The following is a 25752-nucleotide window of genomic DNA, read 5'->3' as shown; positions in this document are numbered from 1 at the left end:
TGGAAGGAATGTGTGAACTATCCTTCGATTTCAAATCCTTTGCGATACTCGCGTGCGAGCAACGCGTTTGCTTGATCATCAGCAACGATGACTTCTTGGTCAGCGTCCCAGCGTAGAGGGCGGTTGAACCTAGCGGAGATATTGGCGAGGTGACAAAGATCAATCGCCCGCAGGTGGCTGGTCACGTCAGAGATCGGTTCGATTCGTTCGCGGGTGCAGTGGAAGAAGTTCGCCCAGTGGTTCTTGTGCCGAGAATAAGGGGTCGGTAATCCTTTGTAGGTTTTCGCGATTGCATCTTCCGGCAACGGATTTTGCGAGAGATCTTCGACAGGTTTGCCGGTGAGGTCACCACGGCTGACAAAAATACGACCCTTAGTTCCTTCGAGCAGGACGCCGTTGCGACCGTGGCTGTTGATAACCAATTCGGTTCCGTCGCTCATCTTGGCTGTCATCGAGAAGGACGACGCGGTGTGGTATTGGTCCTTCAGTGTCGGATACCCGTTTTCGAAGGGAACCGGGAACTTGGCTTCACCGCCGACCGAAACCACGGTGTCCGACTGGCCCGCTGCCCGCAGTGCCCACATGGAAATGTCGACGTGGTGTGCGCCCCAGTCGGTCATGCTGCCTCCGGAGTAGTCCAGCCACGATCGGAACGTTTGGTGACAATTCGTTTTGCCGATGCGCCAATCGTCCGCGGGTAAAGATGGATCGGGGATCCAGCGAAACGGAGCCTCCGGGGCAGGTCCGAGCCATTGGTTCCAGTCTAACCACTGGGGAACGGCATGCACGGGAATCGGACCCGAACCTCCACCGCCTCCAATCGTCGCGGTGGCGCGCGTGATTCGGCCCAATCGACCATCGCCTGCGATCGCAACTGCTTTGACAAACAGATCGAGATAGCTCCTTTGCATCGTTCCCACCTGGACGATACGGCCGGTTTCTTTTTCGACCTTTCGAATCTTCTTGCCTTCGTCGATGGTGAGCGTGAGCGGTTTTTCGCAGTACACGTCTTTGCCCGCCCGCATGGCTTCGATCAGGATTTTGGCATGCCAGTGGTCAGGGGTGGCGATGTAGACGACGTCGACTTCGTCCATCTCGAGGATGTTTCGATAGTCGACGAATCCTTTCGCATTTCGAGCGTCACCGTCGAAGATCTTATTGATCGCCTTCTCGCGGTGGTTGGAATCGACGTCACACACCGCGACGAGGTCGCACATCCCTTTGGCGAATCGCATGTGGTTGTGTCCCATGCGACCCGCGCCGATCAGACCGAGTGCGGGACGGTCGTTGGCGGATGCGGATGCGGCGTAGGATGCCGATGTCGACGAGGAAAGAACCGTGGCCGAAGCGAGAGCGGCGGTTTGTCCGAGAAAGCGACGACGCGACGATGTGAAGTGGGCGGTCATGAGCAAGGTCGTGTGTTGAGTTGTGAAAAAAAGTTTCTGGTTTAGTAGGGTTATTCAGCGGGTTGGGCAGGGGCCGGCGCCGTGTCAACGATGTCGAGTTGGCTCGTTGCGGTGTCGTCCGCGTCTAAGTCGCCGAGGGCGTACTGGATCCCGGCGAGGTAGTGCTGCAGGGCGAGAGGTGACCAATAGGTGGTGTTGTTGTGTCCGAGGTTGGAATAAAAGACCCGTCCATCCCCGAAGCGATGAATCCATGCCACCGGACGCAACGCGATGGCATTGGTCATGTGTAGCTGTTCCTGGTGCAGTTCCGGTGCGTTGTGGTTCTCCGGTTTCGCCAAATCTAGCGAGACGAGTTCGCGTGATTGTGTTTCGTCATGCGTGCCGGGGCGGTATGCGTAAATCTCATCGCGAAACCAAAAGCCTTTGCCGCCGATCGCTTGATTGATCGGGTGGTCCGGCGACGTCAGTTTGAACGCCCAGGTGCCTTGTGGTTTCCAAGGATGACACTGAAACACGCCGTTGATCATACGTGCCCCTTCGGGCCATGCTTTGCAACTGTCGGCGGCGGCATGAATGCCGATTAATCCTTTGCCACCGCGAACGAAGGAAAGGATTGCTTGTTGTCCCTTTTCTCCAACGGTCTTGTCGAAGTCCGTCGTGTTGTTGAGTAACAAGGCGTCGAACTCACTGAGCACGTCCGGTGAAATGTCAGCCGGGTCATCGCTGAGCGTGACGCTGAATGCTCCGGTGGCATCGGCGAGCTTTTGATAGGCAACGTTGGCTGTTGCGATGGACGTGTGCGGGTATTGGCACTGGTAGAAAACGAGCAGTTTTCTCGTCGCTTTCGGGGTGACGATTGCTTCGGCCGGAACCGCTTCAGCGATGAATTCTTTTTCTCTTTGCGAAGGGCCATAGTGTTCGAAAAGTATTTTGCGTTTTTGCGGCCAATCAAACCGGACCCATCCGTCGGGGGCTCGCGGACGGGTTTCGCCGTATTTCCGGATCGCATCCTCTGACGGCGCGTCGGCACGAGCCATGCTCGGCAACACGAACGCGAAAGCGGCGATAGAAGCGACAAAGATTGCGTGATCGACGAGTCGCGACGATCCGCGTGTCCAAAGACGTCTGCGCGTCATGGATGCAATACCTGAGGTGGGATGGGAGTAGGTGGGAGGGGATCCGAGGGTAATCGGACCGAGCGATCTTAATTCGATATTGAGAAGGACGCGAATCGTTTTGCGGTCATCCAACGGAATGTCGTGAAGTCATTCCATTGAAAACAAGCGTTTGGATTTTGCCTCGCTTCGATTCTATATACCTGGGTGTTCCGAAGTGTATCAACGCGGTTGTTCGTTGATGTCTCGTAAACCAAATTTGGAATCGCTGCACTCAACGTAATAAGAAGTCCGTGTCACGTTCAAGTCGGTCCGTGTTGCAACACTCGCTTTCGTTTCTTCACAAGCAGTGGTGATCGAGTACACTGCACGACCAACGTGTTCGAAGGGTCCGTTAACGTCATCGTGAGGATGCAATGCTTCACGATCTTAACGGTGGAAGTCCATCGACTTTGTTGGCCCCGCATCATACCCACCTTCGTTCCTCTTCAAGGAAAGACTCGTGATCATTCGAGCCTTACGGTTCTCTGGGTGGCATCTGCGTTATGTGTTCGCAGTGCCGTTGTTGTTGGCTTGTCCGTGTGTTGTTCTCGGTGAGACAACGGATGACAAACAGGCTCAATCTATTGACTTCAGCGACCAGGTAAGTCCGATACTTTCGGACAAATGCTTTCACTGCCACGGTCCTGATGCGGAGAACCAGGAGTCCGGTTTTCGTGCTGACACAAAAGAAAATTTATTTGCGGATTTAGGTGGTTACTCCGCAGTTGTGCCCGGCGATCTCGAGTCGAGCGAGTTGCACGTCCGCATTCATAGCGACGATCCCTCCGACCAAATGCCTCCTCCGGACAGCAATCGTTCACTGAGCGAAGAGGAGAAAAAGATACTCGACGCGTGGATTCAGCAAGGTGCACCCTATGAAGGACACTGGGCATTTGAGCGACCGCAGCGGCCGGAGGTTCCCGTCGACTCGGTACGCGAACAGCAAGGTCAACCGGGGTGGGATGAGTCAACAGTCGCGCGGTGGACACAAAACCCGATCGATGTATTTATCGCCCAACGGTTGATTGACGAGGGATTGTCGCCATCGCCCCAAGCCGACTATCCGACGTTGTTGCGACGTGCATCGTTGACGTTGACCGGGTTATTGCCGTCTGAGGAGTTGCAAGAAACGGTTTCGGCTAACCCAACGGAACAGACCTATCTCGAAGCGGTGGATACCCTGCTTTCGTCGATGGCGTATGCCGAGCGTCAATCGCTGCGTTGGCTCGATGCGGGCCGATATGCCGACACGGACGGTTATCAGAACGACAGCGGGCGAACGAACTGGCCGTGGCGTGACTGGGTCACGCGGGCGTTTCACGAGAACATGCCGTTCGATCAATTCACGATCGAACAAATCGCGGGCGACATGCTGCCCGACGCAACCGATTCGCAGCGTCTTGCGACCACGTTCAGCCGCAACCATCGCCAGAACAATGAAGGCGGTGCTTTGGCGGCGGAGTTTCTGGTCGAAAACGTGATTGACCGAGTTGAAACGACCTCAACGGTGTTTCTTGGACTCACGTTTGGATGTGCTCGCTGTCACGACCACAAATACGACCCGCTCAGTCAGAAAGAGTTTTTTCAACTGTACGGTTATTTCAACAACATTGGTGAGCGTGGCATCGGACGGGGAGTCGATGCGATGCCAACGATGACAACTGTCTCACCACTGACGCCTGTGTCGCAGGAAGAAATTGATCGTTTCCGCGACGCGGAGGCAAAATTGGCATCGGCGAAGTCCGGGATGAAGAAACGGATGAAGTCCTGGCTCGCGGACCTGCAGCAACAGGCCTCCGGTGATGACGGGATTGATTGGCGTGATACAAGCGTCGAGAGCGTTATGCTTCGTGGTGATGGCGAATTGACTGTCGTTGCTGACACGATTCACTACCAAGGAGGCGACGCCCATGGTGCTGTCTACGAAGTGGTTGTCTCGTCGCGAGCGTTGGACGTGCCGACGGACGTTGATGGCAGCATTAGTGAGAACGCGAGCACTCAAGGTGTTCGGGCGATTCGTATTCGAGCCTTGTCAGACGCGCAGTTCAAAGGGCCCAATCGGTTGTCACCGAGTGTGAACGGAAACTTTGTGTTAACCGAAGTTCGTTGTTTCCAAGGAGACAAAGAGATCGCCGTGAGCGGTGCGGTTGCCAACTATGAACAGGATCGTTTCCCCGCGAGTCACGCGGTTGATGGAAAACCGGCAACGGGATGGGCGGTGCACGGTATCAACTCAGACACCGCCGATTTGACTCTCTATCTTGAAACGCCTTTGGATGAGTCTGTCGGGCAGTCGATCCGCATGGTGATGAGTTTTGACAGTGTCTATGCGGATCATTCGATCGGTAAGTTTGTCGTGCAAACGGGAGTCGGCGATGAGTCGGTCGCTCGATCACCGTTGCTCGACAACTCTGCGGTCGTTGCCGTCATTGATAAGCCTGAGAAGAAATGGTCCTCGAGCGAGCGAAAGAACATCGAACGGTTCTACGCGACGGTGGACGAACCCATTTTGCAGGCTGAAGAAGAGCTCCGCGAAGCTCGCAAGCCGATTCAAGATGCCGGCGCGAAACCGACTCGTGTCATGGTGATGCGAGAGCGAGATGGAGAGCCGGCGAAAACCTATTTGTTGATGCGAGGTCAGTACGACGCACCCGATAAGTCGGAAGAGTTGACTCGCGGCGTGCCGACCGCGTTGTTGTCTTCGCCCGATGCGAAGCAGCCTGCCGACCGACTCGAGCTAGCGAGGTGGTTGGTGTCCGTCGATAACCCCCTGACGGCTCGCGTGACGGTGAACCGGTTCTGGCAGGATCATTTTGGAGTTGGGTTGGTCAAAACGACTGAAGACTTTGGTTTGCAAGGCGAGAAACCATCGCATCCTCAATTACTCGATTGGTTGGCGGTTGAGTTTGTCGAGTCGGGATGGGATGTGAAGGCGTTGCACCGATCGATTGTGACGAGTGCCGCTTATCGACAGTCAGCACGTACCACGGCGAAGCTGTCGGAGGTCGATCCCGATAACCGGTTACTCGCCCGCGGGCCTCGGTATCGTGCCGACGGTTTTGCGATCCGAGACGTTGCATTGCAGGCCAGCGGATTGTTGGTCACCACGCCGGGCGGACCGAGTGTGAAGCCGTATCAACCTGCCGGGTTGTGGGAATCCTTGGCGGCGAACTCGGGGCAGAAGTACACGCCCGGCAAAGGCGACGACTTGTACCGCAAGAGCATGTATTCGTACTGGAAGCGAGCGGTCAATCCGCCTCGTCAAACGATCTTCGATGCGGGTGGTCGCGAAGTCTGCAACGTGCGTGTGAGGCGAACCAACACACCGCTGCAAGCACTTGCGCTGATGAACGATCCGACGTTTGTCGAGGCGGCAAGGAACCTCGCGGGATCGGTTTTGGCGTCGGGCGATGTCGCTGCCGCGAGCGATCGAGATCTGGTGGCTGCTCTTTATGAAAAAGCCATTGCGTTGCAAGCTTCCGATGAGGTTTGCGAGATTCTGCTGGAAAACCTAGCGTTCTTTCGAGAACACTACGCTCAACGTCCCGAGGCCGCGATGAAATTGTTGTCGATTGGGCAGTCCAAACGAAACGAGGAGTTACCCGTGACCGAGTACGCCGCCGCTACCGCGGTCGCACACTTGATCATGAACCTCGACGAATTCATCACGATACAGTAACTATTGGAAGGTCAGCACAATGAGTTTGAATCATCTACCGTCGGAAAGTCGACTGATGCAAACGCGGCGTCACTTCTTTGGTCGATCCGCGACCGGAGTGGGGATGGCTGCATTGGCGTCAATGTTGGGGAGAGAGTCTTTCGCGAATCCGTCCGCATCGACTGGAGAATCCAATGCGATCCCCGCGCCCAATGGTTTGTTGCAACAGTATCACCACCCGCCCAAAGCCAAGCGGGTCATCTATCTGTTTCAGAGCGGTGCTCCTTCGCAGCAAGAACTGTTCGATCACAAACCGGCGCTTGCCACGAATGAAGGAAAAGAGCTGAGTGATTTCGTCGAAATGAACCAACGTGTGACCGGTATGACGGCGGGGCAGAGCAAATTCCCGCTCGCCGGTGCACGATGGAAGTTTGATCGTTTCGGCGAGTCGGGCATCGAGATGTGTGGCGAGTTGCTTCCGAACATCTCAACTCTCGCGGACGACATGTGTTTGATTCGGTCGATGCACACCGAAGCGATCAACCATGATCCGGCGATCACGTTCTTCCAGACCGGGCATCAACTCGCCGGTCGGCCGAGCATTGGATCTTGGTTGCACTATGGGCTGGGGTCGTTGAACGAGAATCTACCCTGTTTTATCGCGATGGTTTCGCGTGGGACGGGGCGTCCTAACTGCCAACCGCTGTACGATCGCTTGTGGGGTAGCGGCTTTTTGCCGTCGACGTATTCGGGCGTGAAACTGATGAGTGTCGGTGATCCGGTGTTGTATCTGAGCAACCCGGACGGGTTCGACGCGACCGCGAGGCGACGGATGCTCGATGATCTCGCTCGAATGAACGAGAACAAACTGGATGAATTCGGAGACCCGGAAATTCATACCCGTATCCAGCAATACGAGCTCGCCTATCGGATGCAGACCTCGGTTCCGGAGTTGACCGATTTCTCGGACGAACCGCAGCACGTGCTCGATAGCTATGGGCCCAACGTGCTCAAGCGTGGCACGTACGCCTACAACTGCTTGCTCGCCCGTCGTCTGGCCGAGCGGGATGTGCGGTTCATTCAATTGTTCCATATGGGATGGGATCAACACTTCACGATGCCTCGGCAGTTGCCGGGACAATGCCGTGACACGGACCAAGCAAGCACGGCGTTGGTGAACGATCTGAAACAGCGTGGAATGCTGGACGACACGTTGGTGGTATGGGGTGGTGAGTTTGGTCGCACGTCCTATTGCCAAGGCGCCTTGAATGCGGAAACGTACGGCCGTGATCACCATCCACGTTGTTTCTCGCTGTGGATGGCCGGTGCGGGCGTGAAACCCGGGATGACGTACGGTGCGACGGACGAGGTTTGTTACAACATCACCGAGAATCCGGTGCATGTGCATGACCTGCATGCAACGATGATGCACTTGATGGGAATCGATCACGAGCGTTTGACGTTCCGGTATCAGGGCCGGTACTTCCGTTTAACGGATGTGCACGGGCATGTCGTTCATGACATTTTGAGCTGATTGCGGTTGATGCCGAGCTGTTGTTCGGCAGGTCGACGCTGCGGGGAAGGCGATCCGATGAATCTAGCAAACTGATCTTGCGAGGGCTCGATCCGATTGGCTAGTCGAGGGTGACGCGTGGTCCGCTGAGATATTTGGTACATCGGTATCGCCGCGACGATCTAGGATGGATCGACGTGGCGGTGGTAGGTTTCATCAACGGATGATGAACGCCAGCGACTACACAGAGGCAAGGAAGCCGACGTGGTTAAATGGTTGTGGTCAATCGTATGGGGGAAGAAGCGCTCGCGGCGTAGCAGTCGCAGCAGCTCGTCGGTGTTGCGCTGGTTCACGCCAGGGTTGACCATGACGGGAGTCGTCGGCGCGATCATGGCGGCGCTTACCGGGCAGGTCGATTTGTCGTCGATCGATGCGATGCGCGGTACCGAGCCTCCGGTCTACGATGATCCGATCGCTTCGTCGGTCGGCGCGTCTTCTCCACTCCAGCCGGCAGGGTTTTCCTCACCCCGTGGCAGTGCCGAGAGCATCGCGTCTCGCAAAATTTCACCTGTCGGACTGAATCAGACGTCGGCTGTTGGCTCGGGCAAGTCACAGACCTCGATTCGTGTGGCGACCTTTAACATCAAAGTGTTTGGCCAGTCGAAGGCGAGCAAAGCGGAAGTCATGCGACAGCTCGCAGCGGTGTTCATGCAGTTTGATGTCGTCGCGGTTCAAGAGATTCGTGGTGACCCAGACGTTCCGATCAATGCATTGCTAGATCAAATCACGCGATTGGGGGGGCGTTATCGTGCTGTGCACGGTCCACCGATCGGCCGAACCTCGCAAACGGAATGCTACGGGTTTGTATGGGATCAGGATCGCATCGACTTCATCGCGCAGTCGGACTACATGATCGAAGACCGGGCCGATCTGATGCACCGCGAGCCGATGGTCGCTAGTTTCCAAACACGCGTTGCGCCGGTGGACTCGCGATTACCTTTTCGTTTTACATTGATCAATGTGCACACCGATCCTGACTTGGTGCGGGGCGATACCAGCGACAACGAACTCAATGTGCTCGATGATGTTTTTCAGAGCGTTCGGAACTTTGAGTACGAGACCAACGGTGAAGAAGACTTCATGATGCTCGGCGATCTGAACGTCGACGTCGGCAAGCTCGCTGAACTCGGTCAGATTCCAGGTGTCGTGTCACTCGTCGGCGATGTGCCAACCAATACGCTGAAGACAAAGACCTATGATCATATTCTGATCGACTCGCGCGTGACGACCGAATACGTTCGTCGATCGGGAGTCTTGGATCTCGAAAGCATGTTCGGCATCGATCAATCCGCGGCACTGAAGATCAGTGACCATCTACCGGTTTGGGCTGAGTTCAGTGTTTATGAGGCGCCGCGAGCGTTTTGACTCGCGGGGACTCAAGTCAGCCCGTGAGGTTGGGTTGGAAATCGTTTACGGCGATAGAGGCAAACGCAAACCGTCATAGGCGAGAAAGACATTCTCGGGAAGCTCTGCTTCGACAATCCCGTGATCGAGATCGTGACAGATGTGAGTCAGGTACGCGGTTCGCGGTTGAACGCGCTTGATGACTTCTAATGCTTCTTCGACATTGTAGTGTGTCGGGTGAGTTTTGAATCTCAGGGCGTCCACCACGAAAGTGTCGACTCCCTGCAGACGCTCGATCGACTCCGGTGGAATGTGATTGGTGTCGGTGCAGTAGGCGAAGTTGCCGATGCGGAAGCCGAGTACGTTGAAATACGGGCCGTGCTGCATCGGGATCGGGGTGACTTCGACGCCGAGCACCTCGAACGGATCGTGAGTGATTTGTTCAAAACTCAGTTGCGGTGTCGAGCCGGGGTGCGTTGGAGCACGGTTGGTAAACGCATAGTCGTAGACCTTGCGAATACGTTCTTCGACGTGCTGTTCGCAGTACAGCGGGACGGCATGGCCGAGTCGAAATGGGAACAGGCGTAGATCATCGAGCCCGTAGAGATGGTCGACATGTTCGTGTGTGAACAGGACCGAGTGAATCAGCGAGATCTTTTCGCGTAGCAATTGCGTGCGGAGGTCCGGAGGCGTGTCGATCAGCAAATTGCCTTCGGGCAAACGCACGACGATCGCACAGCGAGTCCGGTTGTTGCGAGGGTCGTCGCTCGTGCAAACCGCGCAGTCGCATCCGAGGGCGGGCACGCCGACACTCGTTCCGGTGCCGAGGAAAACGACGTCCGGTGATTGAGTTTGTTCAGGTGCGGGCGTAGGGGCGGTGCGATGGCGTGTGTCTGACATAGCGAACAATCGTACCGATCGTCGTCTAATTCCGCCACGCGGGGTGGTGGTGGGACTTACGCCAGCAGTTTTCGATACAGTTCCGCGGTGCCGCGGGCCATTGCGATGTCGCTGAAGTGCTCGCCATGTCGGGCAGCAGCGGCTTCGGCCATCGTTTCCCAGTCGTATTGCCCGGTGACCAGGGCTTCAATCTGGTTGGCCAGTGATTCCGCATCCCGTGGTTCAGCCAACAGTCCTTCGACGCCGTGACGGACTGCTTCCGGGGTGCCTTCGACCTTGGTTGCGATGACAGGAACGGCCGCCGCCATCGATTCGAGGACGACCATCGGGAGCCCCTCACCAAACAGGCTCGGAAGTACCATCGCGTCGAGACGCGAGAGTTCTTCAGGGACATTGTCGGTGAAGCCGACCCACTCGATGTGCGGGCCGATCTGGAGGTCAGTGATTTGGCGATCGATTTGATTTCGATACGCGTCGGTTTCAAACGGCCCGATGCATCGCAGTTTGACGCGATGGCCGCGTTCGAGCAGATGAGCGAGTGCGTCGAGGACCACTTCGAGTCCTTTCCGGTTTCGCATCAAGGCGACCATGCCGATGACCCATGTCTCGCCAACAAGGGGAAGTGAGTTTCGCTCGGGACGAATGGCGGGAACCCCGTTGTGGATCACGGTTACGCGGTCCGGCGAATGGCCGTTGCGAATGAGATCTTCACGAAGACTGTTTGAAACACAGACGACGTGCGAGCAGTTGGAGAGGGAACGCTTTTCGATGAACGCGTTGATTCGGTTGCTCAGCATGCGTTCGCAGTCTCGCGATGCCGGGCTGTGGACGTGATACACCCAGGGCACGCCGGTCAGGCGGGACGCTGCCGACGCGAGCATCGCGGTACGTGGCGTGTGGGCGTGCAGGAGTTGATAGTTTTCGTTGCGAACGACTTCGGCTAAACGTTTGGATTGAAACACGTCCCACCGGCCGCGCATCTTGACGCGGTATCCTCGTCCCCACTTTTCGCCGACCGGAAGATCGGATCGTTCGTCGAGCATGTCGGCGAAACGCCCCGGTTTCACGCAGGCGAAATCAGCAGTGATTCCTTCGAGCGGCAAACAGCGACCCAGGTGTGACTGCACGCGTTCGGCACCGGAGAAGTGTTCCCCGTTGACGACGTGCAAGACGCGGGCGGTTTGCACCGGTGCCGCAGGAGTCTCGCCCGGAGTTGTTCTCGCATCCTCAACCGTTGGACGCACCAACATCCGGACCGTTGCCGGACAGGACTCGTCGACGGGAGAAAGCGGTGTCGGTACGGATGAAAAGTCGCTAGGAAGGGTCGGATTCATTGGATATTCGGAGTGACGCATGATCGCGTTCGCTATCACGCACGCGACAAGGAAGTTGCTAAAGAGCAGACAGAAAATGGACCGAGGTAACCGTCAGGTGAGTGGTCACGTCGGTCATCTCGGACGAACCAGGGCGAACGCCGATCGGTTCATGAGTTTTCTGTCCGGTACTCAGAGACAGACAGGCTTCTGTCGAAAGCGTTGGTCACTCGAGAGGGCAGTGTCGACAAACTTTGGTGAGCGTATGTCGATGCCGGGATTCCCGGTCAGGTCGTGAGGGTTGTAGCGGCGACACCGAAAAAGATACGTGTAAGATACTCGCACTACGGGGCGGTGTTTCCATCGGCGATCTCGCGGTTGCTATTCCTTTATGCCCTCTCTGCCGAACCTTCTTCGCCGAAACCCTCTTCCCTGACCCTTCTTCGTTTAAATGACTCGTCACTCGCATCCTGATCCTGATCTCACGCCCGATCACGGACGGCAACCTCAGCGAGTTTCGATGGTGGCGATGGTGGTAGTGTTTTTGGTTGCTTTTGCGATCCGGTGGCCGTCCTGCGGGGAGAGTTTCTGGGTGGACGAGTTGCATACGGCGTGGTGCGCGTTCGCGGATTGGGGGGATGTCGGAACGCGAGCGGCAATCGGCAACCAGCAAGGAGGTTATTTCTATTTGATCGCGATGTGGAATCGACTCATGCCGGAGGGTGTGTTGACCCTATACGGTGTCGAGGCGGTGCTGCGATTAACGAGCGTGTTGCTGGTGTCCAGCGCGGCGGCGTGGATGGTGCGGATCGTGACTAGGACCAGCGGCAGTTTGATCGGTGGAGTAGCCGCGGGGCTCGCGCTGGGGTTGGAAAGCAACGCGATTTTCTTCGGGACGGAACTTCGTCCTTATGCGGCGATCGTGTTTCTGTCGACCGCGGTGCTGAGCGTGGTGACGAAAATCATGGATGCCGATTTCCATCACAGCGATGCGATCGATCGGACAGGCGTTGTTCGCCGTATTGGCTTGCACCTCGTTGTGTTGTTGGCGGCGGCCGTGCATGTGACGTCGCTCACGGTGCTCGCGGTGATGGTCGTGGTGTTTGTGTTAGCGGATTGGTGGCGATGGCGAACGAACCGATCTGCGAGCTTTGTCGTCTTGAGCATCCATGGTGTGGCGGGGATGGTGTGGGGACTAGTCGCCGTTTTGTGGATGCAGACGCACGAGTCGTTGTGGCATGCCAGAGAGGCGTGGACGTCATTTGCCACGGCGAATTCATGGACCCAAATCGGAACGTTATGGCCTTGGGGGGCGCTAGTGGTTTGGCCTGTGCTCGCGTTGACGCTCTGGGCGGGATTCGTCTCGCGTGGACGAGGACGTTCTGGATTAGGGCCAGTGATTGTTTTTGTTGGTTTGTCAGTCGCCACCGTGGCGATCGCTACGCTCACGTGTTTCGTACTGTCATACATCGGCGGCGTTGCGTTGTGGCATCGTCGCTATCTCGTCGCTTCGCTGCCGTTTTTGTGCGGTGTGCTGGGATGGGCTGTTGGTGGCATCGCCAGTGGGCGATTCGGGGTGGTCGGTTTGATCAGACGACACCAGGTCATGTCCGTTTTTACTGCGGTGGCCTGTTTGCTGTTGATGATGTCGCAGCAGCGGACGCTCGGCCGGTTAATGCACGGCGAGACGCGATTGGCACGGCGTGGTGAAGGATGGAAGGCGGCGATTGCCTTCACCCGAGAATCCGCCCCAAAACAAGATTCGGTGTGGATCGATGCCGGTCTGATCGAGCAGAAGGGGCAGCCGATTTTCGTGACGGACCCACGCTTGGAAGAATATTTGCGTTACGTGACCGGTGGCCCCTACACACTCGGCAGTGATTTACGACCGATGGGTGTTGGCGACGATGCGTTGGAACGGTGGATCGCGTTGGCAGATGAATCGGCGGGGCACCGTCCGAACCAGCAGGCGGACGAAGATTCAGGCGATGTGCCCGCCGCGATAATCACGCGGCGAAGCATCGGGCCTGCATCGATATTGCCTCCCGGAGTCGAGAGGCATCGATTTGGAAGAGTGACGGTTCTTATCAGACGGCAACTGGGCGACGGCGATTGGTAGAGCGTCCGTTCGCGTTCAACATGGAAATGAAGTAAATCGCGTGCTGGGAACCGTTCCTGTTTGAGATCTTACAAACGCCGAACGCGAATGTTTCGATAGGAAACTTCGTCGTTATGGTCTTGCAGGCAGATGTGGCCGTTGTCCGCTTCGCCGAAGCCTTTCCATTTGCCGAATTTGCTCTTGGCGACACGTGCGTCCCAATCATCGCTGCCTTTGACGAACTCGCTGTAGAGGACGCCGTTGAGTTCAATTTGGCATTTTTCGGGGGTGATCATGACTCGCAAGTGATTCCACTCACCGACCGGTTTGATCGAGTCGACCTCGGAAGGATAGAGCTGATACAGCCATCCACTTTTCTGACCATCGTGGCCACCGACGTGATCTTGGATTTGGATTTCGGGGCCGGTGTAGTATGGCGGTTTGTCGGTTTCAACGACATGGAACATCACGCCGCTGTTGGCTTTGGGGGTGACTTTGAATTCGAGTTCGAGTTCAAACGCTGAGAATTTCTCGCGAGTGATCAGGTCTTCCCCGCGAGCCTTGTCGCCTTGCTCTTTTCGCGAAATGCAGGTGAGTGCGCCGTCTTCCACTCGCCACCCGGTGGTTACCTCGTCGTGATTGTATTCACGCCATGCGTCGAGCGAACTGCCGTCAAAGAGTGTGATCCATGATGTCGAATCGGTTGAGGTCTCTTCAGCAAAAGAAGTCGAGCACAGTTGCAACGAGCCGATGAGGGTGGAAGCGAAAAGCAGGTGCAAGAAAACAGACGGGCGTGGATGGCGCGGCATCGCGGGGTCTCGTGAGGTGGGAGGCGGGGAGGGACGTCGATGGAAGGTTGGTCAGTTTAATGCCCCGCACCTGTAAAGCAAATGCGCTTGAAAATCAGCAGCGAGCGGCGTGCGGGCATTATCGTCTAGAGTTAATATCACCCGAGCCCCAAGGGTCACGTATACAGTTGATATTTCTCGCAAAAAAGCCGCGTTTGGTCGCTTTGGTCTGCATTGCGACTGATGCGTCGGTGAATCACGGTCGCGTGGTGACCCGCTATTGAGGTGGTGTGGCAACCGGTTGGCTGGTGAAGTACAGCAGTGAGCCATCGCGAGTGTAAAACGGGTGGCGATTGTCGGCGTCTGTGGGTTGGCCGGGGACGCGAGACAAGGCGTGCGGTGCGTCGCGATCGACCCAGTGCAACTGATGCAGGCCGGTGACGAGATCTTTTTGCGCGACGATCAGACGTTGTCCATCGGGATGCCAGCCGATGTCGTTTTGAATTCGGAGGTTTTCGCCCAGGATTTCAAAGGTATCGTCCGACCCGCTTGTGGAGACGATTGCGAGTTCCCGGCGGCTGTTGTCTTTCCGTTTTCCAACGAAGGCGATTGATTCTCCGTCAGGCGACCATGCGAGATAAAACGGGAGGATCATATAGCGATTGGCATGCTCACCGACGAGCAGGTTTTTTGATTCGCCCGATTGCCCCTCGGATATACGGATGTTGGCGCCTCGTGCTCCCCAATTGCGGATGCACGCAAGTCGATCGTCAACGGGGCACGCTTGCAGAGTCCACGTGCCGCCGATTGACACCCGCTGAGCAAGTCCGGGACGCGGTTCCGATATCTTCATTCCAGTAAAACTGGAATAGGCGAGGCGTTTGCCGTCGGCGGTGAAGCTCGGGATGCATCCGAGACCTAAGTCTTGGACCGCCGTGCCATCAGTGTTCAAATGAACGATGTGCGATTCATGCGGATCACCTGTAAATGATTCAAACGCGATTTCCTTGCCGTCGGGTGAAACGTCAGGCGAGAGATGGTCTCCTAGATCGAGAAAGTTCCAAGTGATCCGGCACAAGTTTTTGCCGTTCGCATCGATCCGGTAGATCCGCCTCGGGGGGAGAAGACGGTCAACACCCGTCAACGCGATTCGTGTTCCATCCGGTGACCAAACGGCGCTGGTGAGGCGAACGTATTCCGTTTTATCGGGCAGTCGCACCGGTGGTCCGCTGCCGTCGCTCGCGATCGTATGCATCCGTGGTCGCGAACCGGGCGGATTCAACAGGAACAGAATCTGTTGGTTGTCAGGGGACCATGAGAAATTCAAATGTTGGATCGGAGCGTCTGCCACGAGGACGCGAATTTGATCGGGTTGATCTAAATCGAAGACAGCAATGTCGGTGTCTCCGGTCGAGCGATTGGTACCATTGAAGACGATTTGTCTTCCATCGTGAGACCAGCACATGTTCCAGTTCAAGCTCTGGTACTGGTTCGCCGCTTCGCCTTGCATGAGTGCGCGATCGGTCCCGGTTTCGAGATCCAAGGAATGGATCTGGCCGCCCAGAGAATAGGCGAGTTTGTTCGGTTCGGGCGACCACTGCAGTTGCCATCCCCGTCGGTTCAGGATACGTCGATTACTTCCGTCGCGGTTCATCACTCCGATGCCTTCGCCAAAAGCAGAAAATGCAATCATCGATCCGTCGGGCGAAAAATTGGGCATGGATCCAAACCCGATATCCTTCGGTTCACCACCATCGACGCTGACAATCATGACGCGGGAGTCGCGAGTGCTGCCATTGCATAGATCGTACGCGATCCACTGTTGGTCAGGAGACCACGCGGGAGATCCGACATGGGAGTACCCGCCGGTTGCTTGGCTAATTCGGTGGACTTGATTGGTCGGTGTGTCGTAGATGGCGACCGCTGCCACGGTCGATTTTTCGTCACCGATCATTTGCCATTGAGCCGCACGGATCCGCACGCGTTGCCAAAGTACTTGGATGGAACCGTCGATAGGTGCCTGCACTCCCAACACCACCCCTCCGTTTTGAATCACAGAGGCATTGAGTTCATATTGTTGAATGATCCGGTAAGCGTCGCCTTGCGCTTGGCGGGCTAGTATCGATACAGTCTCACCGCGTCGGGCGATTCGCAGCGATCCGGCGTTGGTTTCTTGTTGGATCGAATGGTTTTCTCGATGCAGACCGGTGGCCGTTGTCCAGTGTTTTTGAGCGAGGATGGAGGTGCCGTTCGCGGTGACTTTGCAGGACGCCCGAGCCTTCGGTGTTTCTTCGCCGCTGAGTGCGACGCCGAGTGTCAGGCTGCCGCCGGTTCCCTCCCATTCGAGGATGCTGTAGTCGGCCTCAATGTCAAAATCACCTGAGAGAGTGACATTGCACTTCAGTTTGGATTCGTTCCACGTTTTGGATACTGCCTGAGTGATCGCGAACCCGTTTGCTGTTTGGGTGCCCGTCGCAGTGAGTGACGGTTGGAATTGCAGACTCTTGGATCGGATCCACTCATCGCTCGCTAGGTTTTGCTCGAAATCTTTCGCGAGGAGTTCAGCCTGTTTGTCGAGTGTCGCAACGACTGGGTTTACTGGTTTCGCATTGAGCAGTTCCGCGTCGATAGCAGACTGGCGGCGTAAATCGAATGCGGAGGCCAGAGTAAGAGGAGTCAGTTTGATCCGGTGCACGCCTGGCTTCGCCGAAAGATTCTGTCGAACGGAGAGATAGTTTGGATAGCAAAAAACATAGGTGACCTCATTCGCAGGGGCGTTGCTGAATACGGCTTGTCCACGCTGATCTGTTTCTCCGCGAAGTTGGAGTCCTCGTCGCTCGTTCCAACTCAATGTTCGAATTGAGATTCCTTGGATCGGGTTGCCCTCGGAATCAACGACTTCGAATCGAACCCGCCGTCCAGGTAGCAATCGAAGCGTGATGTCCTTTGCGGCCGCACTTTGTTCGATTCGTTTGGATTGTGGGCTGAATGATTGTGAAGTCACGACGAGATTGGTTGGCAACGAAACGGGTTGCCTGAATTCGAACCGTCCGTCTGTATCCGTTTTCGTGAAAATGACTGGCCGCGAATTCTGCTTGGGAACGCAGCACACCGTCGCGTTGACGACCGGCGTGCCGCGGAAATCCAGCACGGAACCGGAGACGGTTGATTGATCGCTTGGTTGCGTTTGACTGATCGAGGCTACCCCAGTGACCACGCCCTCATGCGGTATCGTCACCGTTTTGGGTGAGGTTGTTTCTTGGGAAGATGCGGAGTCGATTCCTAGAAAACCAGCGAACGCAAACGTGATCAAGAACAGAAGGCGATGGAAGTTGATCATGTTTGAATGTGCCGAAGGAGATAGGTGTGTTTCCGCGGGGCGACATCGTGCGAACTTTGGGGACTGCCCCTTGCTCAGTTCGCGAGAGTTCTCGGCAGCCATCTTCGGAACCGAAGCGAAAAAGACGCACCGCTATTTGCTTGGGAGGTTGCGCTGACATCGCCGTCAGGGGTGTTGGTTTGTGCCCGTGGTGCAGGAGTGCAGTTTAACGCATTGCGATGTGAAGGATGCGAATTCGGTTTGCATGCGATGCGAGAGCCAGAGTCCGCGCCGTCGATTGGGATCAGACGCAGTTTCTGTTCGTGCGAGCCCGGGGAAGCTTCAGCGCGGGTGTGATGCTGGTGATTTGGACCAACGAGACACAATCACGGATGTGTCGGTTTAGGCGTAGAGCTGATAGAGCATCAGATAAACGAGCACGCCCGTCACTGAAACGTACATCCAAACCGGGAAGGCGAACCGAACCCATTTCTTGTGCGCAACGATGCGACCGTTCTTCGCAAGATAGATGGCTCGCATGGCGAGAACCGGAACCGCAATCGCAAGCAAGATATGCGGTATGAGGATCGAGAAGTAGGTGATTCGTGCGGCTTGGGGGGCATCGGTCGGAAACGGTTTATTCCACTGTCCAGTTGACTGGAACAAGGCGAGTTTGTGAAACAGATAGCAACCGAGGAACGCGATGCTGACGAGGAACGCGTTCACCATCAGCTTCTTGTGCTGTTTGGCGCGGCCGTTCTTAATATTCCACAATCCCATCGCGAGCAGGACGGTGGCGGTGATATTGAGTGCCGCGTTAAGGTGCGGCAGGTAACTGGCGAGTGCGTCCCACATGGCTGTTTCCGCTGGGGTGGAAAAGAAAACGCCAATCGTAGCCGAACCGCCTGATGCTTTCGATCCGGTTGGATTTATGAAAACGCAGGACGTTTGACGTTCGCCGGGGTAGGCTCAATTCGGCCGACCCGCGGTTAGCCTTCGAGCATCTCCGAAATGCGTTCTTGCAATTGGGCGAATTGCTTCTTTTCGGGCCAGTTGTAGAAGCCTTCTACTTTTCCGTCAGCATCGACGAGTACGAATCGTTCAGTGTGGAACTGTTTGCTGACCGGTTGGCGAAAAATCTCCGCACCGATTCGTCGGATGTAGTTCAGGTCGCCGGTAAGGAACAGCCATTGTTCTTCATCGGCACCGAAGCGTGCTGAGTACTCCTGCAAAACTTCCGGGGTGTCGGTCTCGGGATCGACCGAGATCGCGACGAACTTCACGCCCTTGTCTTTGAACTGTTCTTGGAGTTCTTGGATCTTTTGGTTTTGCTGAACGCAAATGCTCGGGCAGGTGCTGAAGAAGAAACTGACGACGTAGGGGGCGCCCTTGAGGTCTTCGCTGCTGACTTTTTCGCCGCTGCGCTCGATCAGTTCGAATCGACTGAGCCACTCTTCGTCTTCGGGCGGTTTGGTGGGGGAATCGTTTTCGACGTCTTCCGGTTTGACGGCCTCGTTGTCGGCGACCGCGTTGTCGTTGCTGTAGATCGTTTCGCCTGGGGAGGGTCCCGCGGTCGAGTCGGCTCGGAATTGTCGAATGGTGAGTCCCGCGACAACACCAACGGCAAGAATCAGGATGACGTTGATTGTGGTTTTCATGATTGAATCGTATACGTTGCGCGGACGGGAGTCGTCCGCAGGGGAAGGCAACTCGCTAAACCATCGTATCGGCCCGGCGACTGCCACGCATCAAATACCAGGCAACCGCGACAGTGAGTCCCGTCGCGACGAGTGTGACGGTCCAGCACAGCAGAGGGCTCGGGGCGAACCCGGCCGACGATAGGTCTAGGTTTGGATTGATCAGACGGCGGAGTTCGACCATCGAATAGCTCAACGGGTTGGCTTGCATGATGCCCGCGAGTGCCCAATGGGCCCAGTTCCCGTCCGCCCCGGGACCGCTGATGCTCCACGCGGGGATCGGGAAAAAGGTGCCCGCGAGCAGCCACATCGGCATCAAGCCGAGCATCATGATCGCGTGGAAGCCCTGCGTGCTCTCCATCGGCCACGCGACGATCATTCCGAGGGCGCACATTGCGATCGCGATCACCGCGAGGAGTAACAGTAAGAGTGGGAAGGAAGCCGATAGCGTCGGCAGCGTTGATGATCCGGTGACTGCACCGACAGCATAAACTAGGACCAAGAAAAATAGTGCCTGTACCCAGGCAATCGCACCTCCGCCGAGGATCTTTCCGAGCAGGACGGGGAAGCGTCCGGTCGGGGAAACCAGCACCGATTGCATGAACCCTTCTCGGCGGTCTTCGATGACGGAGATCGTTGCGAAGATCGCGGTGAAAAGCACGATCAATGCGACCGTGCCGGGCAGGAAGAACTGCATGAAGTTCTCGCCACCTGCCGAGGCAAATGAACCACTCAGGCCGGTGCCGAAGAGCAGCCAAAACAGCAGCGGTTGGAGGACCGCGGCGGTAACCCGGTTTCGTTGTCTGAAGAAACGTGTCCACTCACGCCGGGCGAGCATCCAGGCGGCGTTCATGCGGGATGAAAGAGGCAGGTCGTTCATGGGGGGGGTCAGTGCCGCTGCGATAGAACCGTGCGTGGAGGAAGCTGTTTCACTATTGAAGACGTTATTGCGACGCAGCGGAAGTGTAAATGGATCGACGCGGTCGCGAATCGGATGGGAGGAGTGAGCGGCATGGGCAACAAAAAACCCCCTCGATTTCGCGAGGGGGTTTTCGTTGTTTTTATCGTCGCGACGGAGGTCTCGTCGCGAGGACAGGATCAATACATGTCGTGGTCGCCGCCGTGGCCACCCTTACCAGCAGGAGCTGGTTTTTCGGCGATCAATGCATCGCTGGTCAGCAACAGGGTTGCGACGCTAGCTGCGTTGCCGAGTGCGGTGCGGGTCACCTTGGTTGGGTCGATGACGCCGGCCTTGACCAGGTCTTCGTAGGTGTCGGTGAGGGCGTTGTAGCCTTCGTTGCCCTTCATGCCGAGGACTTTTTCGCACACGATGCCACCGTCTTGGCCAGCGTTTTCGCTGATCATGTGCAACGGAGCGCGGCAAGCACGGAGGACGATGTTGTATCCGACGACTTGGTCGTGGGTCATCGAGTCAGCTGGTTTGACTTTGCCCGAAGCACGCAGCAAAGCGACGCCACCACCGGGGAGGATGCCTTCTTCGACAGCGGCACGGGTAGCGTGAAGGGCGTCTTCGACGCGAGCCTTCTTCTCTTTCATTTCGCTCTCGGTTGCCGCACCGACGTTCACCTTGGCGACACCACCGGCGAGTTTCGCCAGACGCTCTTCGAGTTTTTCACGATCGTAGTCGCTCGTGCAGTTTTCGATTTCGCGACGGATTTGTGCAATACGAGCTTGGATGTCGGCGGTCTTGCCGGCACCTTCGATTATCGTGGTGTTGTCTTTGTCGATGATGACCTTCTTGGCGCGACCGAGTTGTGGCAGGTCGACGCTGTCGAGCTTCACACCGAGTGCTTCGAAGATGGCTTGGCCACCGGTGAGGATTGCGATGTCTTCCATCATCGCCTTGCGACGGTCGCCGTATCCGGGAGCCTTGACGGCGGCAACGGTGAAGGTGCCACGGAGGCGGTTGATGACGAGCGTTGCGAGTGCTTCGCCGTCAACGTCTTCGGCGATGATCAACAATGGCTTGCCTTGTTGCACGACTTTCTCGAGCATCGGCACCATGTCTTTGATGTTGCTGATCTTCTTCTCGTAGACGAGCACGTAAGCGTCTTCGAGAACGACTTCCATGCTGGCCGGATCGGTGACGAAGTAAGGCGACAGGTAGCCGCGATCGAACTGCATCCCTTCGACCCACTCTTGTTCGGTTTGAAGGCTCTTGCCTTCGTCGACGGTGATGACGCCGTCTTTGCCGACTTTGCTCATCGCGTCGGCGAGGAGGTTACCGATTTCACGGTCGTTGTTGCTAGCGATGGTGGCGACGTTGGCCATCGCTTCTTGATCTTTCACCTTGACTGCCATCGAGTGCAGTTGCTCGGTGATGTCGGCGACAGCGGATTCGATACCGCTCTTCATTTGGATCGGGTTGACCCCGGCGACGACGGCTTTGAGGCCTTCGTTGAAGATCGCTTCGGACATGACGGTTGCGGTCGTGGTTCCGTCACCGGCAACGTCGCTGGTCTTTGACGCGACTTCGCGGACCATGCGAGCGCCCATGTTTTCATAGACGTCTTCGAGGTCGATTTCCTTAGCGACGGTCACGCCGTCTTTGGTGACCGTTGGGCTGCCGAAGCTCTTTTGCAAGATAACGTTGCGGCCTTTGGGGCCGAGCGTGACTTTGACGGCACGGGCGAGTTTGCCAACGCCGCGGCGAATCGCTTCGCGGGCTTCTTGGTCGAATGCAATGATTTTAGGCATGGTGAATTAAGCTCGTGAAATGGTTGGGATTTTGGTGAGTGGTGAGGCGTGTCGCGTCCTAGCCGAAGACAGCGAGGACATCGTCTTCACGCATGAGCAGGTATTCGACGTCGTCGATTTCGACGGTTTCGCCGGCGTAGCTGCTGAATAGGACGCGGTCGCCTTCGGCCAGTTGGCTCGGAGCTCGGGACCCGTCGTCGAGTTGTTTGCCGGTGCCGATCGCGATCACGGTGCCGCGAGCGGGCTTTTCCTGGGCTGAGTCGGGGAGCACAATTCCGCCAGCGGTGGTGCTTTCGCTCTCTTCACGCTGAACGACAATTCGTTCGCCGAGGGGTTGCAAACGAATTTTCGAAGCCTTCTTCGTGGCAGTTGCCATGTCCGTGAAACCTTTCTTAAAAGGGGCAGATTGAGGGGATTGTGTCAGTTTGAGTGAGGCCGCGAGGGGCCGACGGCGATTGCGATCGGTGGCCCGGCGGGACAATGGGGCTGCCGGTGGCGGGTTGCGGGCGACGATTTCGTCGGCGCGAACGCTCCTCCAAGTCATTGTGGCAGCACGCATTGTTTGGACGCCGCTAATGAGCAATCGGCGTGCCAGCGGTGTTTTTGTTGGCGCAAGTTGTTTGTCTTCAATGGTTTGCGGAAGATGGCAGGCTGGCGTGGCGTGTCGGCGAGTTCAGATTGGCAGCCTCGGATGACGGCGGGGCTCGAAGGGCGGCGGTTTGGCCGGGCCTGGCACCCCGATCAGGCAGGTTTCGGCCAAATGATCTATCGTTCGAAGGTCCCCATTGAGTAGGAAAATGGGACGACGCGACAGGTCGCGACTGAAAGAAAACAGCTCGGTCAGAAGGAAGTTCCCTTGGATCGCCCCACATCCGATTGCTCTCCGCTCGAACACGTTCGGTTCGACAGCGACGTTTCCGCAAATCCACACCAGGAGGCTGCGCCTGCTCGGCCCGATGCGGAGGTCGGCTCGGCAGGTTCCCGTGCCGCTGAGCCGCTTTGCCCTGAATCCCACGTCCCTGAATCCCGGGTCCCTGAATCCCACGCGCCTGAATCCCACGCGCCTGAATCCCACGCGCCTGAATCGCGCGCCGCCGAACGAAGTCCGTCTCTGCCGAGACGTCTGTCTCCGCAGCGATTGTCCGCGTTGAATACGGAGGCGGCGTCGCTGTATCGCCCGATCACTTTGGTGTACATGGCATCCATCATGTTGTTGATGGTGCCGGTGTTGACTCTGGTCGATACGAGTGTGGCTCGTTACTTCAAAAGTTCGCCGTTGTCGCGTGATTTGGATTCGGCGCTGGAGTTGTCGCTGGTCTTTTCGCACGGGACCGGCGTGTTCCTGGTGCTAATGAGCATCATGTTGCTCGCCCCACGGCTTCGTTGGCAGGTGCCACGTTTGGCGACTCTCGCGCTGGGCGGAGGTGCGTTGGCGACGATTACGAAGATGTTCGTGCTGCGGCCACGGCCGAGCAGCCTCAACTTGGAATATGTCGGCAGTGAGTCGTCTTGGTTGTGGGCGTTCGACTGGGACCTCAGCGAGATCGCCGCGTTCGACGCTAGCACGCGAGCATTCCCCAGCGGGAACGTCGTGACGGCGACCGCCCTGACGATCGGTTTGTGGATCCTGTTGCCGCGCGGCCGAGTGCTGTTTGCCACGATTTGGGTGGGAGTCTTGCTGCAGCGGCTCAACACCGGGACGCATTTTCTGAGTGATGCGTGCGGCGGTGTCGCGATCGGTTTGCTTTGGGCGTTTGTTTGTTACCATCCCAAATTGATGGGAACGTTGTTTGATCGGATGGCTCACGAGCCGCGACGGCGACGCCGGCATCGACCTGCGACGGTTGATGTTAATCCGACGTCTCAAATCACCGATCCTCGTACCACGGATGAGTTGGCAACTTCCGGTGAAGCGATGCCGTCGTTGGGGACTGTTGGATTGGATGCTGATCCGCCGCAGGCGGGCGTCTCCCCGGACCGTGTTCAGGCGGGGCATGTCGTTCCGATGACGGCGGGGCAGGAAGAATCGCAGAGCAGCGAACGCGCCGCCTAAGCGTTTCGAGTGTCGTTCCCCGCGACCCATCGCAGCAGGGAATGCGTTGGCAGGTACACCACCGCGGGAAGCCCAGCGAGCATCATCGCCAACCACGCCCAGGTGGGCATGTAGTGTTGTGGAGCGTCGGGGCTCATCCCGTAGACGTAGTTCACGTTCCGAGGTTGGTTGACGAACTCCAGTGCATCGCCTGGTGCCGGAAGGAAGAAGTAACTCACCAACATCGCGGCCCAGGCAATCAGCGTCCATGACCACAATGCTCGGTGGTCGTAGCCCAATTTGAGGACGATGCCGATCAGCAAGATTGGCAGCCAGAAATGGAAGAAGGAAAGGCCTCGGGCGAGTAGTGAGATTTCCTCGTTGAACATGTAATCGGTCATCCCGGTCACGGGAAGGTTGATGAGGTTGCCGAGGAAGTCGACCTGCCACAGGAATTGAGGGATGGTGATCCCGACGGCAGCCATCGAGGCGAACAGGGGGCGTTCGGTCCAGACCGCGATGAGAGTTAGGAACAACGCGATGTCGCAAAAATAGACGAAGTTCGTCGGGCCGTATTCGATCCAGTAGTAGGGCACCAGGACAGCCATGAAAGCGGTGTAGCCAACTTTCAAGGCGAGCGGCAGTTTGGTTTGCGAAGTCGGCACGAACGATGTCGATGTCACGGACAGATCGTTCTTGCGAGGCGTGGCGGTGATGGACATGGTGTTTCCGTTGGAATGCGGCGGGGAGCGTGAGGCAGATAAAGGGGGTTGAGAAATGGGGGTTGGGAAAAGAGTGCCTGCCGTGTCGTAAACACAGCGCCGAGATGCCGCAGGAAAGTCAAAAAAGCCACGCGTGTTGCGATAACGCAACACGGTGTTTGCCTGGCCTGCTGGGGGAGCGTTTGTCCTAAGTCGTTCTCCGGCGGATGGTTGCGCTGCGGGTTTCTCGTGCGTTGGGAGGTGTTTGGCACCAAAGGCACGCGTCGTGCATTGATGGGTTGGTTCGCGTCCGGGGGGATTCACGCATTGGGGGCGATGCAGACGTGCCCGCGTTTCGCATTGAATTCCATTTGATTCCATCGCGCCACGCTATCGATATGCACGTCGTCCAACTCGCTGAACTCGCCGCTGTGATCGCCCACCACGGGCCCGCGCTGCTGTATCGGCACTCCACCGTTCCGCCTGAAGCAATCAATCGATACTGGACTGCGTCTCGCGTTCGTTTGGATTTATGGCATCAAACGCTGGCACGATTCAATCACGCCAAAAACAGTGGCAATCACTACCGCATGCGGTGTTGGTGGCAGGATCACCTTGGCGTGCTCGAAGAGATTCTCGCCAGCGAATTGTTGACGCGAGTGGTTGCCGCGGTGGCCGAAGGCAGTGACCGGGCGGGGCAGCGGGATGAGTTTTCGCCGATCGCACAGGCGATCTATCTGTCACATCTCGAGGCACGCAACCGAGTCCAGGCGGCGATACTCGACCGGCGCGGGTGTACGGTCAGTGACGCGGTTCGGTTGAATCGTCTGCGATGCATGATCGAGCGTTGGATCGACGTTCTGATCGGTCAGCTCGCTGGGCACGATCTGGAGTTGGTTCGGTACGGTATCGACATCGAACGCACGACGGCTCACGCCAAAGAGTTTGACTTGGCGTCCACGTCGCCGACTCGGGAAACCGTCGCTTGGCTGACGCGGGCATCCATGACTGACGCGATTCGGCAGAAGGTTGCGAAGAACCCATCGTT

The 25752-nt window shown here is 57.0% G+C and carries 17 protein-coding genes and 1 pseudogene; 6 read left to right on the top strand and 12 right to left on the bottom strand.

Features of this window, described 5'->3' with window-relative positions; translation table 11 throughout:
• Positions 1 to 17: 17 nt before the first annotated feature.
• Both RSSM_RS19150 and RSSM_RS19145 read right to left on the bottom strand, forming a co-directional pair.
• A complete protein-coding gene (locus RSSM_RS19150; protein ID WP_008682412.1) occupies positions 18 to 1406 on the bottom strand; it encodes a Gfo/Idh/MocA family protein in 1389 nt (462 codons plus the stop codon).
• Between the two features lie 50 nt (positions 1407 to 1456).
• The gene (locus RSSM_RS19145) at positions 1457 to 2542 is read right to left on the bottom strand and encodes a ThuA domain-containing protein (protein WP_008682410.1); all 1086 of its coding nucleotides are present in this window, start codon (positions 2540 to 2542) and stop codon (positions 1457 to 1459) included.
• 481 nt (positions 2543 to 3023) lie between these two features.
• On the opposite strand from RSSM_RS19145, the gene RSSM_RS19135 reads away from it, so the two are divergent.
• The 3 genes from RSSM_RS19135 (at position 3024) to RSSM_RS19125 (ending at position 9159) form a co-directional block, all read left to right on the top strand.
• Positions 3024 to 6242: a PSD1 and planctomycete cytochrome C domain-containing protein gene (locus RSSM_RS19135; RefSeq protein WP_144059950.1), complete on the top strand. Its 3219-nt coding sequence runs from the start codon at positions 3024 to 3026 to the stop codon at positions 6240 to 6242.
• A gap of 19 nt (positions 6243 to 6261) precedes the next feature.
• Positions 6262 to 7755: a DUF1501 domain-containing protein gene (locus RSSM_RS19130; RefSeq protein WP_008682403.1), complete on the top strand. Its 1494-nt coding sequence runs from the start codon at positions 6262 to 6264 to the stop codon at positions 7753 to 7755.
• A gap of 345 nt (positions 7756 to 8100) precedes the next feature.
• Complete coding sequence (locus RSSM_RS19125) at positions 8101 to 9159, top strand: endonuclease/exonuclease/phosphatase family protein (RefSeq protein WP_008682401.1); 1059 nt, start codon at positions 8101 to 8103, stop codon at positions 9157 to 9159.
• Positions 9160 to 9204: 45 nt separating this feature from the next.
• Here RSSM_RS19125 and RSSM_RS19120 read toward each other — a convergent pair whose 3' ends face one another.
• Complete coding sequence (locus RSSM_RS19120; protein ID WP_008682398.1) at positions 9205 to 10038, bottom strand: MBL fold metallo-hydrolase; 834 nt, start codon at positions 10036 to 10038, stop codon at positions 9205 to 9207.
• Between the two features lie 56 nt (positions 10039 to 10094).
• Complete coding sequence (locus RSSM_RS19115; RefSeq protein WP_044303036.1) at positions 10095 to 11372, bottom strand: glycosyltransferase family 4 protein; 1278 nt, start codon at positions 11370 to 11372, stop codon at positions 10095 to 10097.
• A gap of 430 nt (positions 11373 to 11802) precedes the next feature.
• On the opposite strand from RSSM_RS19115, the gene RSSM_RS19105 reads away from it, so the two are divergent.
• Positions 11803 to 13470, top strand: coding sequence for a hypothetical protein (locus tag RSSM_RS19105; protein WP_008682394.1), 1668 nt, complete (start codon positions 11803 to 11805; stop codon positions 13468 to 13470).
• A 68-nt stretch (positions 13471 to 13538) separates the two neighbouring features.
• On the opposite strand, the gene RSSM_RS19100 is transcribed toward RSSM_RS19105, so the two are convergent.
• From RSSM_RS19100 to RSSM_RS19070, 7 genes are all read right to left on the bottom strand, one after another.
• Positions 13539 to 14258, bottom strand: a complete 720-nt coding sequence (locus tag RSSM_RS19100; protein WP_008682392.1) for a 3-keto-disaccharide hydrolase — start codon at positions 14256 to 14258, stop codon at positions 13539 to 13541.
• A 256-nt stretch (positions 14259 to 14514) separates the two neighbouring features.
• On the bottom strand, positions 14515 to 17577 hold the full coding sequence (locus RSSM_RS19095; RefSeq protein ID WP_144059949.1) for a DUF1583 domain-containing protein: 3063 nt from the start codon (positions 17575 to 17577) through the stop codon (positions 14515 to 14517).
• A 381-nt stretch (positions 17578 to 17958) separates the two neighbouring features.
• The gene (locus RSSM_RS19090) at positions 17959 to 18411 is read right to left on the bottom strand and encodes a DUF420 domain-containing protein (protein WP_008682390.1); all 453 of its coding nucleotides are present in this window, start codon (positions 18409 to 18411) and stop codon (positions 17959 to 17961) included.
• Between the two features lie 134 nt (positions 18412 to 18545).
• Complete coding sequence (locus RSSM_RS19085) at positions 18546 to 19214, bottom strand: SCO family protein (RefSeq protein WP_008682389.1); 669 nt, start codon at positions 19212 to 19214, stop codon at positions 18546 to 18548.
• A 55-nt stretch (positions 19215 to 19269) separates the two neighbouring features.
• Positions 19270 to 20133 carry an ABC transporter permease gene (locus tag RSSM_RS19080; protein WP_044303024.1) on the bottom strand — a complete coding sequence of 288 codons (864 nt, stop codon included), beginning with the start codon at positions 20131 to 20133 and terminating at the stop codon, positions 19270 to 19272.
• Between the two features lie 218 nt (positions 20134 to 20351).
• Complete coding sequence (gene groL / locus RSSM_RS19075; RefSeq protein WP_008682384.1) at positions 20352 to 21971, bottom strand: chaperonin GroEL; 1620 nt, start codon at positions 21969 to 21971, stop codon at positions 20352 to 20354.
• Positions 21972 to 22029: 58 nt separating this feature from the next.
• Positions 22030 to 22347, bottom strand: a complete 318-nt coding sequence (locus RSSM_RS19070; protein WP_044303035.1) for a co-chaperone GroES — start codon at positions 22345 to 22347, stop codon at positions 22030 to 22032.
• Positions 22348 to 23118: 771 nt separating this feature from the next.
• Here RSSM_RS19070 and RSSM_RS19065 point away from each other — a divergent pair.
• On the top strand, positions 23119 to 24024 hold the full coding sequence (locus RSSM_RS19065; protein ID WP_236621238.1) for a phosphatase PAP2 family protein: 906 nt from the start codon (positions 23119 to 23121) through the stop codon (positions 24022 to 24024).
• Here the strand turns inward: RSSM_RS19065 and RSSM_RS19060 are convergent.
• Positions 24021 to 24725, bottom strand: a complete 705-nt coding sequence (locus RSSM_RS19060; protein WP_008682377.1) for a hypothetical protein — start codon at positions 24723 to 24725, stop codon at positions 24021 to 24023. The genes RSSM_RS19065 and RSSM_RS19060 overlap by 4 nt on opposite strands.
• A gap of 350 nt (positions 24726 to 25075) precedes the next feature.
• On the opposite strand from RSSM_RS19060, the pseudogene RSSM_RS19055 reads away from it, so the two are divergent.
• Positions 25076 to 25752, top strand: a pseudogene (locus RSSM_RS19055) (hypothetical protein); the annotation flags it as partial.

The sequence above is a fragment of the Aporhodopirellula sallentina SM41 genome (genome assembly GCF_000346505.1).
GTDB classification, from domain to species: Bacteria; Planctomycetota; Planctomycetia; order Pirellulales; family Pirellulaceae; genus Rhodopirellula; species Rhodopirellula sallentina.
The sequence above is the reverse complement of the archived record's forward strand: the minus strand, read 5'-3'. Positions and strand labels throughout refer to the sequence as shown.